This window comes from Sphaerisporangium viridialbum (genome assembly GCF_049674955.1).
GTDB lineage: Bacteria > Actinomycetota > Actinomycetes > Streptosporangiales > Streptosporangiaceae > Sphaerisporangium > Sphaerisporangium viridialbum.
Window position 1 is genome coordinate 456,391 of record NZ_CP187232.1, and the last position, 17,238, is coordinate 473,628.

At 70.7% G+C, this 17,238-nt stretch carries 17 protein-coding genes; 10 read left to right on the plus strand and 7 right to left on the minus strand.

The window, feature by feature from the left end:
* Positions 1–34: 34 nt before the first annotated feature.
* Entirely contained in the window at positions 35–1,039 is a 1,005-nt protein-coding gene (locus tag ACOZ38_RS02100) for an ArsA-related P-loop ATPase (RefSeq protein WP_424528404.1), read from the minus strand.
* Between the two features lie 439 nt (positions 1,040–1,478).
* On the opposite strand from ACOZ38_RS02100, the gene ACOZ38_RS02105 reads away from it, so the two are divergent.
* Genes ACOZ38_RS02105 through ACOZ38_RS02120 form a run of 4 tightly spaced genes read left to right on the plus strand, consistent with a single transcriptional unit; the run spans position 1,479 to position 3,799 of the window.
* A complete protein-coding gene (locus ACOZ38_RS02105; protein WP_214410020.1) occupies positions 1,479–1,634 on the plus strand; it encodes a DUF4177 domain-containing protein in 156 nt (51 codons plus the stop codon).
* Positions 1,631–2,092, plus strand: coding sequence for a RidA family protein (locus ACOZ38_RS02110; RefSeq protein WP_424528406.1), 462 nt, complete (start codon positions 1,631–1,633; stop codon positions 2,090–2,092). Before ACOZ38_RS02105 ends, ACOZ38_RS02110 begins: the two co-directional genes overlap by 4 nt.
* Before the next feature lie 52 nt (positions 2,093–2,144).
* Positions 2,145–3,005: an NUDIX hydrolase gene (locus ACOZ38_RS02115; protein ID WP_424528408.1), complete on the plus strand. Its 861-nt coding sequence runs from the start codon at positions 2,145–2,147 to the stop codon at positions 3,003–3,005.
* On the plus strand, positions 3,002–3,799 hold the full coding sequence (locus ACOZ38_RS02120) for an MBL fold metallo-hydrolase (RefSeq protein WP_424528410.1): 798 nt from the start codon (positions 3,002–3,004) through the stop codon (positions 3,797–3,799). The genes ACOZ38_RS02115 and ACOZ38_RS02120 overlap by 4 nt, the downstream gene beginning before the upstream one ends.
* On the opposite strand, the gene ACOZ38_RS02125 is transcribed toward ACOZ38_RS02120, so the two are convergent.
* Entirely contained in the window at positions 3,781–4,461 is a 681-nt protein-coding gene (locus ACOZ38_RS02125) for a Crp/Fnr family transcriptional regulator (RefSeq protein ID WP_405143500.1), read from the minus strand. The two genes, ACOZ38_RS02120 and ACOZ38_RS02125, sit on opposite strands and share 19 nt — an antisense overlap.
* A 192-nt stretch (positions 4,462–4,653) precedes the next feature.
* Between ACOZ38_RS02125 and nth the strand changes: the two genes are divergently transcribed.
* Positions 4,654–5,310, plus strand: coding sequence for an endonuclease III (gene nth, locus ACOZ38_RS02130; protein ID WP_424528413.1), 657 nt, complete (start codon positions 4,654–4,656; stop codon positions 5,308–5,310).
* A 95-nt stretch (positions 5,311–5,405) separates the two neighbouring features.
* Positions 5,406–6,056, plus strand: coding sequence for an NUDIX hydrolase (locus ACOZ38_RS02135; RefSeq protein WP_424528415.1), 651 nt, complete (start codon positions 5,406–5,408; stop codon positions 6,054–6,056).
* A gap of 7 nt (positions 6,057–6,063) precedes the next feature.
* Here the strand turns inward: ACOZ38_RS02135 and ACOZ38_RS02140 are convergent, their stop codons facing one another.
* Complete coding sequence (locus ACOZ38_RS02140; protein WP_424528417.1) at positions 6,064–6,666, minus strand: HEAT repeat domain-containing protein; 603 nt, start codon at positions 6,664–6,666, stop codon at positions 6,064–6,066.
* A gap of 346 nt (positions 6,667–7,012) precedes the next feature.
* On the opposite strand from ACOZ38_RS02140, the gene ACOZ38_RS02145 reads away from it, so the two are divergent.
* Complete coding sequence (locus ACOZ38_RS02145) at positions 7,013–8,203, plus strand: MarP family serine protease (RefSeq protein WP_424528419.1); 1,191 nt, start codon at positions 7,013–7,015, stop codon at positions 8,201–8,203.
* On the opposite strand, the gene ACOZ38_RS02150 is transcribed toward ACOZ38_RS02145, so the two are convergent.
* The 4 genes from ACOZ38_RS02150 to acs all read right to left on the minus strand — a co-directional run bounded on the left by ACOZ38_RS02150 (position 8,200) and on the right by acs (position 12,607).
* The gene (locus ACOZ38_RS02150) at positions 8,200–8,703 is read right to left on the minus strand and encodes a DUF309 domain-containing protein (RefSeq protein WP_424528421.1); all 504 of its coding nucleotides are present in this window, start codon (positions 8,701–8,703) and stop codon (positions 8,200–8,202) included. The two genes, ACOZ38_RS02145 and ACOZ38_RS02150, sit on opposite strands and share 4 nt — an antisense overlap.
* Before the next feature lie 29 nt (positions 8,704–8,732).
* On the minus strand, positions 8,733–9,659 hold the full coding sequence (locus tag ACOZ38_RS02155) for an alpha/beta fold hydrolase (RefSeq protein WP_405143508.1): 927 nt from the start codon (positions 9,657–9,659) through the stop codon (positions 8,733–8,735).
* A gap of 8 nt (positions 9,660–9,667) precedes the next feature.
* On the minus strand, positions 9,668–10,189 hold the full coding sequence (locus ACOZ38_RS02160; protein ID WP_424528423.1) for a phage holin family protein: 522 nt from the start codon (positions 10,187–10,189) through the stop codon (positions 9,668–9,670).
* Positions 10,190–10,630: 441 nt separating this feature from the next.
* A complete protein-coding gene (acs, locus tag ACOZ38_RS02165) occupies positions 10,631–12,607 on the minus strand; it encodes an acetate--CoA ligase (protein WP_424528425.1) in 1,977 nt (658 codons plus the stop codon).
* Positions 12,608–13,024: 417 nt separating this feature from the next.
* Between acs and ACOZ38_RS02170 the strand changes: the two genes are divergently transcribed.
* The 3 genes from ACOZ38_RS02170 (at position 13,025) to ACOZ38_RS02180 (ending at position 17,126) form a co-directional block, all read left to right on the plus strand.
* The gene (locus ACOZ38_RS02170) at positions 13,025–13,855 is read left to right on the plus strand and encodes an oxidoreductase (RefSeq protein WP_424528427.1); all 831 of its coding nucleotides are present in this window, start codon (positions 13,025–13,027) and stop codon (positions 13,853–13,855) included.
* 981 nt (positions 13,856–14,836) lie between these two features.
* The gene (ssd, locus tag ACOZ38_RS02175; RefSeq protein WP_424528429.1) at positions 14,837–15,877 is read left to right on the plus strand and encodes a septum site-determining protein Ssd; all 1,041 of its coding nucleotides are present in this window, start codon (positions 14,837–14,839) and stop codon (positions 15,875–15,877) included.
* A 94-nt stretch (positions 15,878–15,971) separates the two neighbouring features.
* Complete coding sequence (locus ACOZ38_RS02180; protein WP_424536948.1) at positions 15,972–17,126, plus strand: TadA family conjugal transfer-associated ATPase; 1,155 nt, start codon at positions 15,972–15,974, stop codon at positions 17,124–17,126.
* Positions 17,127–17,238: the final 112 nt, after the last annotated feature.

The window sequence follows — 17,238 nt, forward strand, 5'->3', positions numbered from 1 at the left end:
GCCGAGGTGCGTGGGGTGTTCCCCGTCTGAGACTTCACGCTGCTCCCTGGGAACGGATCGCTTCCGCCAGTTCGTACAGACCGGCCAGGTCGGCGCCGTCGGCGAGCAACGGCAGCTCGTAGTGCGGCGCCTTCGCCTCCGAGAGCGACTGCCTCTCGCGACGCTCCAGGTGGTTGCGGTGGGCGTGCTCGGCGATCTCCTCCGCGAGCGCCGCGGCGATCGCGGACGCGTCGGACGCGCCGTCGGCGAGCCCTGCGGCCTTGAGGCCGAGCGCCAGCTCACCGGGGTCGAACCTGTCCTTCAACGCGGCGTCCAGGGTCGCCTCGGGCAGTAGCTCGGGCCTGACCATGTTGATGAAGATGCCGCCCACGGGCAGTTTGGCGGCACGGAGGTTGTCGATGCCGTCCAGGGTCTCCTGCACCGGCATCTCCTCCAGCAGCGTGACGAAGTGCACAGCGGTCTCGGGCGAGGCGACCACGCCGCGCACCAGGTCGGCGTGGTTCTTCACCGGGCCGATGCGGGCCAGACCGGCCACTTCCTGCGTCACGTTGAGGAACCTGGTGATACGGCCGGTAGGCGGCGCGTCCATGACGACGGCGTCATACGCCCGCCTTCCGGACTTGTCGCGACGTCGTACGGCCTCACTGGTCTTGCCCGTGACGAGCACGTCCCGCAGGCCGGGGGCGATGGTGGTCGCGAAGTCGACGAGGCCGATCTTGTTCAGCGCCTTGCCGGCCCGCTTCATCCCGTAGAACATCTCGACGTACTCGAGCATCGCCTCTTCTGGGTCGATGGCGAGCGCGTACACGTCGCCGCCGCCCGGTGCCACGGCGATCTTCCGCTCCTCGTACGGCAGGGGCGGGGTGTCGAAGACCTGGGCGATGCCCTGGCGGCCTTCCACCTCGACGAGCAGCACCCTGCGGCCGCCCGCCGCGAGGGCAAGGGCCAGCGCGGCTGCCACCGTCGTCTTTCCGGTGCCACCCTTGCCGGTTACGACATGTAGCCGTACGCCGTCCCAATCGGTGTCGCGAGCGCTCACGTTCCGAAGGCTACCCAACGGTTACTTCGCGATTCGCCGTGCCCGGCTTTCCGAAGCGGGCTGCGACGCACCTCACACCCGGCGTGCCGGGGAAACTCGATTTCCCTGGCTCCCTGACTGCCCGCGTAAAGGGAGGCCCCGGCAATGTAGGCCGCACCGCGGAGGCGGCCAGGGATGATCGTGGATCGGCTCCGCTCATGCCGTCGCCACGGGGATGGGACGCATGATCGGAACATTGTTCCAGGGACTCCCCCGATCGTTGACGTTCCGGGTTTTGACCCGCTTTCTTCCCATTGTCGATCACCGGCAAAAGGTCAATATGCGGATCGTCACAATGACGGCGCACACCCATGGGGAAGGGACGCCGTGACCGATGAGGTTGGAGGGAACAGGGGTAGCACCGCCACCTGACCACCTCTCTCCCGTCTACAGTGCCACCATGAAGCGTTACGAATATTCGACGGTCCCTCTGCTGACCCATGCCACCAAGCAGATCTTGGACAACTGGGGTCAGGACGGCTGGGAGCTCGTCACGGTCATCCCTGGTCCGAACCCCGAGCAGCTGGTCGCCTACATGAAGCGGGAAAAGGAATGAGCACCCCCGAGGAGCGCCTGGCGGAGCTGGGGCTGACCCTTCCAGAGGTCGTGAAGCCCCTGGCCGCCTACGTGCCGGCCGTGCGCACCGGTAACTACGTCTACACCTCCGGGCAGCTTCCCATGGTCGACGGCAAGCTCGGCCTCACCGGCAAGGTGGGCGCCGAGGTGGACCCCGACCAGGCCAAGGAGCAGGCCCGCATCTGCGCGCTGAACGCCCTGGCGGCGGTGGCCTCGGTCGCCGGTGACCTGTCGCAGATCGTGCGCATCGTCAAGGTAGTCGGTTTCGTCGCCAGCGCCCCCGAGTTCACCGGGCAGCCGCACGTCGTGAACGGGGCCAGCGAGCTGCTCGGCGAGGTGCTCGGGGACGCGGGCCGCCATGCCCGCAGCGCCGTCGGGGTCGCCGCCCTGCCCCTGGGCGCATGCGTCGAGGTCGAGCTCATCGCCGAAGTGCGCTGACCGTGACACCATGGTCCGGCCGAGCTTGATTCGGTTGGATCACGGAGGTGGCATGAACGGCATCCCGCTGCCCGGCGAGTTCGGTGAGCGCGCCCGCGCGATCCTCGCGGGCGACATCACCCCCGTGCCCGCCAGAGACGCCGCGACCGTGGTGCTCCTGCGCCGCGTCCACGGCCTCGGCGGGCCCGGGGAGGCCGAAGGCGAGCTTGAGGTCTACATGCTCCGGCGCAAGGCGAGCATGGCGTTCGCCGCCGGCGCCTACGTCTTCCCCGGCGGCTCGGTCGACCCTCGTGACGCCGACCAGACCGTCGCCTGGGCCGGGCCGGCGCCCGAGACCTGGGGCCGCCTGTTCGGGGCCGACACCGGCACCGCCCGCGGCCTGGTCTGCGCGGCCGTACGCGAGACCTTCGAGGAGTCCGGCGTCCTGCTGGCCGGGCCGAGCGCGGACACGGTCGTCGCCGACACCACGGGGGACGACTGGGAGGCCGACCGCGAGGCGCTGGTCGACCGGCGCCTGTCGCTCGGGGAGTTCCTGAACAAGCGGGGCCTGGTCCTGCGCGCCGACCTGCTCAGGCCCTGGTCGCACTGGATCACGCCCGAGGTCGAGCACAAGCGGTTCGACACGCGGTTCTTCGTGGCCGCGATGCCGCCCGGCCAGCGCACGCGCGACGTGGGCGGCGAGGCCGACCAGGTCGCGTGGCTGCCTCCCGCGCGGGCGCTCGGTCGCGCGAACGACGGCGAGATCTTCCTCATGCCCCCGACGATCCGCACCCTGACGGAGCTGGCGGCGTTCGACGACGTCGCCGCCGTGCTGGCGAGCGAGCGGCGGATCGTGACCTTCCAGCCCCGCGCGGCCGAGGTGGACGGCGAGATGTGGCTGGTCATCCCCGGCGAGGACCACCGAACGTCATGAGTGGTCTCCGAATCCCCCTGAGCGGCCCGGACGGGTCCGGTACGGCCCGTGCGACCAACGTGCTCGCGCCCAACGCCTCTCCGATGACCCTGGACGGCACGAACACCTGGGTCATCGGCGAGCCGGAGGCGCGGGCCGTCCTCGTCGTGGACCCCGGACCCGACGACGAGGAGCATCTTCTCAGGGTGGCGGGCCACCTCGCCGGCCGGCGCGTCGAGGCGATCCTCCTCACGCACGGGCACGAGGACCACAGCGGCGGAGCCAGGCGGTTCGCCGAGATGACCGGTGCCCCCGTACGGGCCCTGGACCCCCGGCACGTCCTCGGGGACGAAGGCCTTCGGGACGGGGACGTGGTGACGGCGGGCGGCGTCGAGCTCAGGGTCGTCGGCACGCCAGGCCACTCGTTCGACTCGCTGTGCTTCTGGTTGCCGGGCGACGGGGCCATGCTGACCGGGGACACGATCCTCGGCCGGGGGACGACGGTGATCGCGCCCGACGGCGACCTGGCGGACTACCTGCGCAGCCTCGACCGCCTGCGGGCGAGCGCCGAGATCTTGGCGGCCACGGCCCTGCTGCCCGGGCACGGGCCGGTGCTGCCGGACCCGATCGCGGCGCTGGACGGTTATATCGCCCACCGGCGCGAGCGCCTTGACCAGATCCGGCGGGCCCGGCGCGAGGGCGCCAGGACACCGCGAGAGATCGTCAAGGTCGTCTACGCCGGGCTGGCAGAGGAGCTGTGGCCCGCCGCCGAGATGTCCGTACGGGCGCAGCTCGCCTACCTCGAACGGTTGTAGAGGCGGTCGGCGTCCATGATGACGACGGCCTTGGCCTCGATGCGCAGCCAGCCGCGCTGGGCGAAGTCGGCGAGGGCCTTGTTGACGGTCTCGCGCGAGGCGCCGACGTACTGTGCCAGCTCCTCCTGGGTGAGGTCGTGATGGACTCGCAGGCCTTCCTCGGTGCGCTGCCCGAAGCGCTCCGCGAGGTCGAGCAACGCCTTGCCGACCCGGCCGGGCACGTCGGTGAAGACGAGGTCCGCCATTACGTCGTTGGTGCGGCGCAGCCGCTGCGCGAGGGCGCGCAGCAGGTGAAGGGCCACCTCGGGACGTCCGGTCAGCCAGGGCCGCAGGTCGTCGTGGCCGAGACCGGCCAGGAGCACGTCGGTCAGGGCGATCGCGCTCGCCGTACGGGGGCGGGGGTCGAACAGGGACAGCTCGCCGAACATCTCGCTCGGGCCGAGCACGCTGAGCAGGTTCTCGCGGCCGTCGGGGGCCGTGCGGATTAATTTGATCTTGCCGTCCAGCACGACGTAAAGTCTGTCGCCCGTCTCGCCCTCGCTGAAGAGCGTCTGCCCCTTGTGGAGCTCCACCTCCGAGATGCCCGTACGGAGCGCGGCCGCGCTCTCACGGTCGAGCGCGGAGAACAAAGGGGCTTTGCCCAGCACATCGTCGGTATTCACCGTGCCTCCTCGCTCCAGTGGTCGCGCCAACACGACTGCGCTCCACACCTGGGATCGCGCTCACTGCTAGACATTGTGACGTACCGCACCAAGCGGGTCTCAGGGAGCCCGTCCGCGTAGGCTGTCGGGGTGCCCCGCAAAGTAACCTCCGCTGGGGAGTCCCGGCTCGCTCTGGTGCGCCGAGCTCGGCGAATGACCCGAATCCTGGCGGAGACCTATCCCGATGCCCATTGCGAACTCGACTTCGGCAACCCGCTGGAGCTGCTGGTCGCAACGATCCTCTCAGCGCAGTGTACGGACAAAAGGGTCAATCTGGTTACTCCAGTACTTTTTGCCAAATACCGGACAGCCGCTGACTATGCGGGCGCCGACCGGGACGAGCTGGAGGAGATCATCCGCTCGACCGGGTTCTTCCGGGCCAAGGCGAACAGCATCATGGGCATGGCCCAGGCGCTGTGCGACCGCTACGGCGGCGAGGTGCCCGGCAAGCTCAAGGAGCTCGTCACGCTGCCGGGGGTCGGCAGGAAGACCGCCAACGTCGTGCTCGGCAACGCGTTCGACGTGCCCGGCATCACGGTGGACACGCACTTCCAGCGGCTCACCCGTCGCTTCGGATGGACGACGGAGACCGACCCGGTCAAGATCGAGCACGCCGTGGGCGACCTGATCCCGAAGAGCGAGTGGACCCAGATGTCCCACTACCTGATCTGGCACGGCCGCCGCGTCTGCCACGCCCGCAGGCCCGCCTGTGGTGCGTGCCCGCTGGCCGGTCTCTGCCCCTCGTACGGCGAGGGCCCGACCGACCCCGCGCAGGCGGCGAAGCTCGTCCGCACCGGCCCGTTCTCGTGACCGATCGGATGTGACCCGCCCCGCTCTAGGTAAGTCGATGCCTCCTCGGGAAGCAGCCGGATACCGCTGATGTTGCTCCCCGCAGGAGGTATCGCATGACTGCGCCCGTGCCCGGCTGGCTGAACGACCTCGCGGCGAACGCCCTCGACCGTCCCGTCCCCCACCCCTTGCGACCCCCGCTCGACGGCGGGCGCCACGCGGCGGTTCTGCTGCTGTTCGGCGAGTCGGCCGACGGGCCGGACATCCTGCTCATCCAGCGCAGCGCGAGGGGGCGCAACCACGCGGGCCAGCCCGCGTTCCCCGGCGGAGGGGTGGATCCCGGCGACGGCGGCCCCGTGGGGGCGGCTCTGCGCGAGGCCGAGGAGGAGACGGGCCTGGACCCCCGCGGGGTGCACGTGATCGGCACGCTGCCGGAGCTGTACATCTGGCGCAGCGACAACCGGGTGACGCCCGTGCTGGGCTGGTGGCACACGCCGTGCGCGGTGCATGCCGCGTCGCCCGACGAGGTCGACGCGGTGGCGCGCGTGCCGGTCGCCGAGCTGGCCGACCCCGGCAACCGCCTGCGGCTGCGCTTCCCCGGCGGCCACGCCGCCGGGCCGGCCTTCCGGGTGTCGGGCATGCTCGTCTGGGGTTTCACGGCCGGCGTGCTCGACGACGTGCTGGCCGTCACAGGGTTCGAACGGCCCTGGGACGACGACCGCGTCGAGGACGTGCCGCCCGAGGTCCTCAGACTCGCCCGGCGCTGACGCTCCCCTAGGGAAGTATCAGGCCGAGCGCCGCCCAGTCGGCCACGTCGTCGTCGGGGTCTTTGGCCAGCCGCCGCAGCGCAGCGAGCCCGGCAGGGTCCGCCGGGCGGCCCAGGACGTGCGACAGCGCGTACGCCGCCCCGTAGCGCACGGTCGGGTCGTGGTGCGTGGCCAGCTCGATCACCGACGGCAGGGCCCTCGGGTCGCGCAGGTGCCCGAACGCGATCAGCACCGCGTGGAGCACCCGTACGTCGTCGTCCCCGGCGGCCAGGTAGCGCAGGACGGAGAGGGTCTTGTCGACGAAGGGACGCTGCGGCGCGCCCAGCTCGCCGAGGATGTCCACGCCCAGCACCCGCTCGGCGCGGGAATCGCTCGCGCAGAGCCTCCTGGCCTCGGTGAAGGTCTCGAGGTCGCCTCTCGCGTGAAGGGCGCCCACGGCCTTCCATCTGATCGGGCCGTCAGGGTCCTCGTCGGCCAGCGCGAGCTCGATCAGCTCGCCGACGCCGCGCGCGGCCAGGCCGTGGCTCGTGGGCAGGCCCGTGCCCTTCCCGGGGGCGTGCGGCCGTCCTAAGCTCGGCTCCCTGACGTTGCCCGGTGTCGGTTCGAGCACGTTTTCCCACCCCTGGTGTCGTTCCTCCGTGTTCTCCGGCGCCGAGCTTTCGGCCCCCGTTTCTCGCACGTCGGCGGATTCAGGGTTTCGTACGCTGGCTTGGCCAGATTCGTACGCGTTTCCCGAGTTTTGGCCGGTTACATTCCCCGTGCCAGGCTCGTGCGGGTTTCCTGGGCCGGGCCGCGCGCCGGTGCCCGCGCTCCCGTGGGAGCGGCTCCTGGCGCCCGTGCCCGTGCCGGGGTGCCCGTCCGTACGCCTGTCGTTCGACCCCCCGATCGATACCATGCGGCAACGATATCGAGCCAACGGGTGCGCGGCGTGTGGCCGCGCTGGATACCGTTGAAGCGTGAGCGGCGATCTCCTCGACTTCATCCTGATTGTTCTCGTGATTGCCTTTGCCGTTTCCGGCTACCGGCAGGGCTTCATCATCGGGGCTTTCAGCTTCCTCGGTTTCGTCGGGGGAGGTTTTCTCGGGGTCCTGATCGCGCCGCCGATCGCCCACGCGGTCGTCAGCGCCTCCACGGAGCAGGCGTTGCTCGCCATCGTGATCGTGTTCCTCGCGGCGGTCATCGGCCAGTTCGCGTCCTCCACGATCGGCGCGGTGGTGCGCAGCCACGTCACCTGGGAGCCCGCGCGCACGGTCGACGCGGTCGGCGGCACCTTCACCAGCGCGCTGTCCGTGCTCGTGATCGCGTGGCTGATCGGCTCGCTGCTCTCCGTGGCACCCTTTCCCTGGCTTCGCCAGCAGACCAACGGCTCGCTCCTGCTGCAGACCGTCGACACGGCGATGCCCGAGCGGGCCAAGGACTGGCGGCTCTCCTTCAAGAAGTTCGTGGACACCTCGGAGTTCCCGCAGGTGTTCAACGCCATCGGCGGCGGCCAGTTCGTCGACGTGCCGCCGCCCGACGCGAGCGTGGTCAAGGGGCCCCAGCTCCAGAAGGCCCGGCGCGCGATCGTCAAGGTCCAGGGCACGGCGCCCGCCTGCCGCAAGCGCATCGAGGGCACCGGGTTCGTCTTCGCGCCGCACCGCATCATGACCAACGCGCACGTGGTCGCCGGGGTCACCCAGGAGCTCAGGATCACCGACGAGAACCGGGTGGGGCATGACGCCCAGGTCGTGCTCTACAACCCCGACCGGGACATCGCCATCCTGTACGTCCCCGACCTGGACGTTACGCCGCTGAAGTTCGACTACACGGCCGAGAGCCAGGACGACGCGATCATCGCGGGCTTCCCCAAGGGCAAGGGCTTCACCACCAAGCCGGCCCGCATCCGCATCAAGCAGAACGCCAAGGCCTCGGACATCTACTCGCGCAAGACCGTCACCCGCGAGGTCTACGCCATCCGCGGGCTGGTGCAGGCCGGCAACTCCGGCGGACCCCTGCTCACCCCGACCGGCCAGGTGTACGGGGTGATCTTCGCCGCGGCGACCGACGAGCCGGACACCGGGTACGCGCTCACCGCCGCCGAGGTGCGGCCCGACGCCGACGACGGCAGCGGCGCCCTCGCCCGCGTCGACACCCAGGACTGCGACTAGCCGCGTCCCTTCAGGATCTCGGCCACGCGGGCGATCGCGGCGCCGGGATCGGACGCCGGCCGCTCCGCCAGCTCGCGGGCGGTGCGCACCATGTCGTCGAGGTCGAAGGGCCGAGGCGGCCGTCCCTCGTCCAGGAGCCCATATCGGGCGATGCTGTCGGCGCCGCGGTTGAGCAGGGTGGCCGCCCCTCGGGCGTTGCCCCGCTGGAGGTGGGTGAGCCCGACGCAGACCTGCGCCATGCCCTGCCATAGCTCGCGCTCCTCCGCGGGCCCGGTCTTCCAGCGGGCCTCCAGCACCTCGTGGGCGTGGAAGGGCCGCCCCTCGGCGAGGTAGCCGACCGCGTCCGTAACGGCCTCGTCCGCGCCGGGCGCGTAGTCGTCGGGGACGCGCTCCACGCCGGGCACGCCCTTGGGCAGGGGACGGCCCAGCGCGTCCCGGGGACGGGCGTTGCGCGGCCGTCCCGCGGGATCCCTGTCTCGCCTCACCGGCTGCCCGGTCACGGTGGCCTCCTCACTCGGTTCGGGTGCCGTCATCTGTCGGGCTCGGGGTCGCCGAGCCAGCCCAGCAGCTCCGCGTCGAACTGCTCGGGGCGCTCCTCGTGCGGGAAGTGCCCGGCGCCCTCGATGAGCCGCCAGCGGTACGGCGCGGCGACGTACCTGCTGGACCCCTGGGCCGTACGCGGCAGCGTGCACGGGTCGAGCGAGCCGTGCATCTGCAGCGTCGGCATCTCGATCTCGGTGCGCATGAGCCTGCGGTATCGCATGCCGTCCGGCCTGACCTGCGAGCGGACGAACCAGCGGTGGTACTCCAGCGCGCAGTGGGCGACCGTGGGGATGCGGAAGACGTCGCGGTAAGTGCCGGCGACCTCCTCCTCGGGCCACTCGGGCCCCGACCAGGTGTCCAGCAGCTGCCCGACACGCGAGGCGTCGTCCTTGGTCAGCCGCCGCTCGGGAAGCCAGGGAAGCTGGGAGCCGAAGAGGTAGCCGCTGGCCCTGAGCTGCCCGAAGGGCTGGGTCAGCATGGCCTGGCGCAGCCGCAGGGGATGCGGGGCGGACACGGTGACCAGGCGGTGCACGGCCTTGGGGTCGGTCGCCCCCATCGTCCACGCCACCAGGCCGCCCCAGTCGTGGCCGACCACGACCGCGCACGTCTCGCCGAGCGCGCGGATCAGCCCCGAGACGCTGCCCGCCAGCGCGGGCAGGTCATACCCCCGGGGCGGCTTGTCGCTCGCCCCGTACCCGCGCAGGTCGACCGCGACGGCCCGGTACCCGGCCTCGGGCAGGGAGACGAGCTGGCGGCGCCAGGTCCACCAGAACTGCGGGAAGCCGTGCAGCAGCAGCACCAGCGGACCCTCGCCGGCCTCCGCGATGTGGAACATGCCGTTCCCCGCGTGGACGGAACGATGGGTCCAGGGTCCGGGTATCCGGGCCAGCGACTCGTCGGGGCGCGCGCTCATGGCGTAGCTCACGGCCGGGGGCTCGTATGCCCGGGGTCGGGGACGGCGGCGGTCTCGGCGGTCACGGGCACGCGGTGGTGGCCGACCTGCCCCGCAGTGGGGCCGCGGTACGGCTCGGGCACGCGCGTGGGGCCCGTGCCGACCTCGTCCTGCCTGCCGCCGTCCTTGAGGTTCTTCAGGCTCCGGGTGGTGCGCTTCATCCCGGCGAGGCCCTTGAGCCTGCGGTAGCCGACGAAGGCGAGCAGCAGGGCCATGACGAGGTAGAACGCGGTCACGATGGTGAACGCCAGCCACGGCATCATGCCGAGCTGCACGAGCCCGTACGCGATCGCGAACGACGCGAGGATCAGGCACAGGTGGAGCATGAACGCGGCCACGCCGAAGAGCCCGGCCGCTGTGCCTACCCGTTTCGCGTCGAACTTCAGCTCGGCCTTCGCCAGCTCGATCTCCGAGCGGACCAGGGTGGATATGTGGTGGCTCGCCTGGGCGACGAGGGCGCCGAGCGATTCCTCCTCGGGCGGAGCGGCCATGTGTGCTCTCCTAACGGAAATTCCGGACACATTCATCTTGTGCGATGGTGCTTATCGTCGCGCCTCGCCGCTCGGTCCGCGGGTTCGGACGCGCACATCAGGCGAGATCGCCGCGCGCTCCCCCCGGCACCGCGGCCCGACTCCTCCGACAGTCTGGCCAGAGCGTGCCGTACGGACAACCACGCGCCACCTGATATGCCGGGGAACTGCCCGATCGTGGGGCCGGCTATCACGATCACCGAAGATCCGTTCAGATCGGTCGGACTCCCGAACCAACCGGACATCTGGGCACTCCCCTCCCAAGACTACTGAACGTGATCGCCGTACGGTCGTGCCCGGCCGCGCGAGGGCTTTCGTCCTTCGCCGTCGAGGGTCGCTTCCCGGACGCGCGGAAGGCGCGGACCCGCAGCCGGATCCGCGCCTTCCCCGTGTGCCGGTGGATCAGTCCTCTGCCGAGGCCGAGGGGAGCTTCTCGGAGATGAGGTTCATCACCGAGCTGTCGGCCAGGGTGGTGACGTCGCCGATGCTGCGGTTCTCGGCCACGTCGCGGAGCAGGCGGCGCATGATCTTGCCGGAGCGGGTCTTGGGAAGCTCGGGCACGACCAGGATCTGGCGCGGCTTGGCGATCGGGCCGAGGGCCTTGGCCACGTGGTCGCGCAGTTCCTTGGCGATGTTCTCGCCCTCCTCGGCGCTGCCGCGCAGGATGACGAACGCCACGATGGCCTGGCCGGTGATCGGGTCGGTGGCGCCCACGACCGCGGCCTCGGCGACCTTCGGGTGCGACACCAGCGCCGACTCCACCTCGGTGGTCGAGATGTTGTGACCTGACACGAGCATGACGTCGTCGACCCGGCCGAGCAGCCACAGGTCGCCGTCCTCGTCGCGCTTGGCGCCGTCTCCGGGGAAGTACATCCCTTCGAAGCGCGACCAGTAGGTGTCGGCGTAGCGCTTGTCGTCGCCCCAGATGCCGCGGAGCATCGACGGCCACGGCTCGCGGACGACCAGGAAGCCGCCGCCGCCGTCGGGCACGGACTTGGCCTCGTCGTCGACCACGTCGGCCACGATGCCGGGCAGCGGGCGCATCGCGGCGCCGGGCTTGCCGGAGGTCACGCCCGGCAGCGGGCTGATCATGATGGCGCCCGTCTCGGTCTGCCACCAGGTGTCCACGACCGGGCTGCGGTTCCCGCCGATGTGCTCGCGGTACCAGACGTACGCCTCGGGGTTGATCGGCTCGCCGACGGATCCGAGGACGCGCAGGCTGGACATGTCGTACTTCGCGGGGATGTCGTCGCCCCACTTCATGAACGTGCGGATCGCGGTGGGCGCGGTGTACAGGATCGTCACGCCGTACTTCTGGACGATCTCCCAGAAACGGCCCCTGTGCGGCGTGTCGGGCGTGCCCTCGTAGATCACGCTGGTCGCCCCGTTGGCGAGGGGGCCGTACACGATGTAGGAGTGCCCGGTCACCCAGCCGATGTCGGCGGTGCACCAGTAGATGTCCGACTCCGGCTTGAGGTCGAACACCGCGTGGTGCGTCCAGGCGACCTGCGTGAGATAGCCGCCGGTGGTGTGCAGGATGCCCTTCGGGTTACCGGTCGTGCCGCTGGTGTAGAGGATGTAGAGGGGATCCTCGGCGTCGTGCTGCACGGGCTCGTGCCGCTCGCTCTGCCGGTCGACCAGCTCGTGCCACCAGATGTCCTTCTCGGTCGCGGCGAGCTCCTGGCCGGTCCTGCGGACGACGAGCACGTGCTCGATGCCCGGGCACTCGGCGACGGCCTCGTCCACGGTCGGCTTGAGCGCGCTCGGCGCGCCCCTGCGGTAGCCGCCGTCCGCGGTGATGACGAGCTTGGCGTCGGCGTCCTTGATGCGCCCGCTGAGCGCGCTGGCGGAGAACCCGCCGAAGACGACCGAGTGGATCGCGCCGATGCGGGCGCAGGCCAGCATGGCGATCGGCAGCTCGGGGATCATCGGCATGTAGATCGCGACCCGGTCGCCCTTGCCCACGCCCAGCTCGGTGAGGGCGTTGGCGGCCTTGCTCACCTCGCGCAGCAGGTCGGAGTAGGTGAGCGTGCGGTTGTCGCCGTCGGGCTCGCCTTCCCAGTAGTACGCCACCTTGTCGCCGTTCCCCGCCTCGACGTGACGGTCGACGCAGTTGTAGGCGACGTTCAGCGTGCCGCCCAGGAACCACTTGGCGAAGGGGGGATTCCACTCCAGGGTGGTGTCCCAGCGCCGGCCCCAGCTCAGCCGGTCGGCCGCGCGCTCCCAGAAGCTGAGACGATCGGTCGCCGCCTCGTCGTAGGCGTCGGCCGTGACGTTCGCGGCCGCCGCCAGCTCTGCCGGGGGTGCGAAACGACGGGTCTCGTGCAGCAGGTTCGACAGCGTCTCCTGGGTCTCGCGACCAGGGGTTTCCGGGGCCACAACGTACTCCTTCACATGGCCTGGCTCGATTGGGCTGGGTCCCACTTCACCAGGCTGGGGGCGGCGGGGACAAGGGGTGCGACCGGCCGCGCCGGTCGGTGATCATGCCCGAAGTGGTTCACAACCGGCTTTACAGGCAGTCACAAAAGCTGCGGATTCGTTGCGGGAATGATATCTAACAATAAATGTGACAGATGCAAGAGCGGGTTTCAGCGGGCCTCGTTGAACGGTCCGAACCGCGCGCCGAACGGTTCCCGCATTCGCCGGGCGCCACCCTTCCGCCCGCCTCTTGACTCCCCGATGGCGGACTTCTGAACCGCCTGCGACTTTGCTCACACTTCCCTGAACTCCCCTTGACCCCGTGTTGACCTGCACCGCTGCATGGCCGCGCCCTACTCGCGGGTAAGGTCGGGAGGCGTGAGCGACCCACTGGCTGTCATCGCCCGGCTTCCCGGCGTCCCCGAGGCCGTACAGGACGCGCGTACGGCCGTCGACCGACTCTACGGCCACCGCGTGCTGCGCCGGCGCGGGCCCGAGGTGTCGGCCGAGTCCGCTCTGCGCGGCGCGCGGGCCTCCGCGGCGCTGGAGGGCGCCGACATCCCGCTGGAGTCACTGCGGTCGGGGACGGCGGAGTCGCCGGTCGCCCAAGGGGCCCTTCGGGCGTCTTCCGAGGTGGGGAGGCTTTCCAAGACCTGGCGTACGGCGCCGCGGCAGGTGCTCGCGCGCCTGCACGCCGTGGCCGCGGCGGACCTCCACCGCGTCGCCGAACCCGGTGGCGGGGGGCTAGCCGGTTCTGTCGTGGACGAAGACCTGCTGGGACGGCCCCGAACCGGACCGGCGACAGCCGACCCTCTCGGCCTCGGGCCGGCGCCCGGGGCGGAGGCCGCCGCGGCACGCATGGCCTCCCTCGTGACGCTCCTCACGACCCCCTCGAAGGCTCCCGCGCTGGTGCTCGCCGCGATCGTCCACGCCGAGCTGGTGGTGCTGCGCCCGTTCGGAACCGCCGACGGACTGGTGGCGAGGGCGGCGGAGCGGCTCACGCTCGTCGAGTTCGGTCTGGACCCCAAGTCCCTGGTGGCGGTCGAGGTCGGCCACGCCGATTCGGGAGAGGCGTACGGCGAGAGTCTCAGGGGGTACCTGAAGGGCACCTCGGAAGGCGTCGCGGGCTGGGTGCGGTACTGCGCCACGGCTGTGGAGCTCGGCGCCCGCGAGTCCACCGCCATCTGCGAGGCACTCCAGCGAGGCTGAGCGACGGCTCATGTCCTTCCGGGGCCTGGTGGGCCGCGCTCGGGCGATTTCGGTCGTGGCCTCGGCCGTGCGGGAGTCTCGCGGCGCTCGCATGCGGGGACACAGGAAGCTCTGACGATTCGTCGCGGGTGGGTGCGACCATGTGCGCCAGAATGCCGTCAGGAGATGAAATCTTGCACTCCTGGGCCGCGAACGCGAGCAACCTTTTACACAAGCGAACGGCGTCCCTGGTCTGGGACGCCGTCGCCAGTACGCCACACCGGGTTACCAAGCGTGCACCTCAAATCGTCGGAGCGGGTCAAGCCCGTCTCGACGCGCCTCCCGCGGCTGGTCGCGCGTGGGTGCCCGGCGGCCGTACTCGGACACTCGGTCCGTGCCACCTTTCTACGTCCGATCCCGCCTGATGGGAACCCCCCGGAGCAAGACCTTTACTGAGTCGTGGAGGGGCGCGACCCCGGCGCGGACGGGGTGCCAAGTGGGCCGCGAATCCCTGCTGCGCCGCACTTGCCGACCTTCCTGACATCAGAGTGTGAAACCACCCCGATCACCGAGGGTGATCGGACTCCGGCGGCCGTTTTTCGCATACTTCCAGTAGCCGCTCCGCTACGGCGAAAAAAAACTAGTGAAAATCAGAGATTGCTCCTCGACGGAACTTGAGTTCATCGGGCACCATACGTTGGTGTCTACATGACAGAGGCGATCGTGCTTGGGTTAGCTTTTGCCGCTTCCTTGCCAGGCCTCGGTCAACGATGAAGGCTTTCTTCTAAAACGGGACCGGCTCTACCCCCCCGGAGCCGGACCGGTTGGCGACCCCCGCTCTCCCCCCCCGGCGGGGGTCGCCCCTTTTCTCTGGGCACCCTTTCCGCTGCGGGCTGGAGTCGGCCACCTCGGCTCCGAGTTATCCCCAGAACGCTGTTCGAGGCGATGGGCGTGGCGTGAGGACGCGCAAGGTGGGTCTCCCAACGACAGGGAGGCCATCACGTGAACCGTCCCTTGGTGATCACCGAAGATCAGGACCTGCTCGACGACCTTCTCCGGGTCGCCGCCGCGGCCGGCGTGGAGATCGACGTCGCTCACGCGGCCACGCACGCCCGGCCTTACTGGAAGCGGGCGCCGCTCGTCGTCGTCGGCACTGACGCGGCCGACGCGCTGGCGGCCACCGGCCCGCCACCACGGCAAGGGGTGCTCCTGGTGACACGCGCTCCCGACGACCCCACGGTCTGGCGCAGGTGCGTGGCCGTCGGCGCGCAGGCCGTCCTCGAGCTTCCCGCCGCGGAAAGACAGCTGGTCGACGAGTTCGCCGAAGCCTCCGAGCCCATGGTCAGGGCCGGGCACACGGTCTCTGTCATCGGCGGTAGGGGTGGGGCGGGCGCCAGCGTGCTCGCCGCCTCCCTCGCCCTCGCGGGCTCCCGCCGGGGGCTGCGCACACTGCTCGTGGACGCCGACCCCCTCGGCGGCGGCATCGACGTCGTCCTCGGCCAGGAGCAGGCCACCGGCGCGCGATGGCCAGACGTCGTCGAGAGAGAGGGCCGGGTGAGCTTCACCGCCCTCCAGGAGGCCCTGCCCACGATCGGAGAGCTCACTGTGCTGTCGTGGCACCGTGGCGAGTCCCCGCCCATTCCCCCCGAGGCGATGCGGGCGGTGCTGGAGGCGGCCCACAGAGGCTGCGATCTGGTCGTCGTCGACCTCCCTCGCCATGTGAGCCCGGCCGCGGCCGAGGCGCTGTCACGGGCGTCCTCGACCTTGTTGCTCGTGCCCGCCGACGTGAGGGGCGTGCTGGCCGCGTCCCAGGTGCTGATCGAGCTGCGCCGGCACACCTCGGCCCTTGGCGTGGTGGTGCGCGATGGCGGGCTGCATCCCGACGTGATCGCCACTTCCCTCGGCCTCCCCTGCAACGGGGTCCTGGCCGACCAGCGAGGCCTCGCCGAAGCACTGAACCGCGGCGACGCGCCCCCACTAGGCGACCGCACCCCCCTCGGCCGCTTCTGCACCGAGTTCCTCCACACCCTGGAACTCCGATGACCCCCCGAGCCACACCCCCGCCCGGCCATCGCACCCCTCTGGGGCGTTTCCGCGCTGAGTTCCTCCGTACGCTGGAGTTCGGGTGAGCCGCGGCATGGTGTCACCCGAGCTCGTCGAGGCCGTCAGGGTGCGCCTCGCCCGTACGGGAGCCGATCCCTCGGCTTCCCAGGTCGCCGCCGCCCTCCGCGCGGAGCGGGCGGTCCTCGGTGACGCCGAGATCCTCGCGGTTGCCCGTGCCGTGCGTGCCGACCTGATCGGTGCGGGGCCCCTTGAGCCGTTGCTCGCCGAGCCCGAGGTCACCGATGTGCTGGTCAACGGTCCCCGCGAAGTGTGGATCGACGACGGCCACGGCCTGCGGCGCACCTCGGTGGTCTTCTCCGGTGACGACGAGGTACGGCGACTCGCCCAGCGGCTGGCCGCGGCGGCGGGGCGACGCTTGGACGACGCCTGCCCGTATGTCGACGCGCGGTTGTCCGGTGGCGTGCGGCTTCACGCGGTCCTGCCGCCCGTCGCCCCCGAGGGCACGTGTCTGTCTCTCAGGCTTCCACCGCGCAGGTCCTTCACGCTGGAGGAACTGGTTCCCGGTCAGGCCGCCGCCGCGGTTCGCGCCATCATGGCCGCTCGGCTGGCCTTCCTGGTGACGGGCGGCACTGGCACGGGAAAGACGACGCTGTTGTCCGGGCTGCTGTCACTGGCCGATCCGGGCGAGCGGTTGCTTCTCGTGGAGGATTCCTCGGAGCTTCGCCCACTTCATCCCCACGTCGTCCGCCTGGAGACCAGACCGTCCAACCTCGAAGGAGCCGGCGGGGTCGGTCTACGAGACCTGGTCCGGCAGGCGCTCCGCATGCGGCCTGACCGCTTGGTCGTGGGAGAGGTGCGGGGAGCCGAGGTAGTCGATCTCCTGGCCGCGTTGAACACCGGCCATGACGGCGGTTGCGGCACCCTGCACGCGAACAACCCCGCCGACGTGCCCGCCCGGCTCGAGGCCCTCGCCTGCGCCGCGGGGCTGACCAGGGAGGCGGTCCACAGCCAGATCGCGGCGGCGCTCGACGCGGTGATCCACGTGGTCCGTGAGCCCCGAGGGGGGCGGCGCCGGGTCGCCGAGATCTGCCTCATGGAGCGCGAGCCGTCCGGGTTGGTCCGCGTCGTCCCGGCCCTCACCTTCCCCCCAACGGGCGCCCCCCACCCCGGCCCCGCCCTCCCCGCCCTCCTCTCCCGAGCCCCCCACACCCCCTACCTAACGCCCTAAGTCCCCTCACCACACCGCTCACCACCGCTCGCCACACCGCTCGCTCACGCTGGCATGGCTTGGTGGTCGCGGTAGGGAGAGAGGTGGTGCGGCTTGCGTCCTGCCGCTCCCG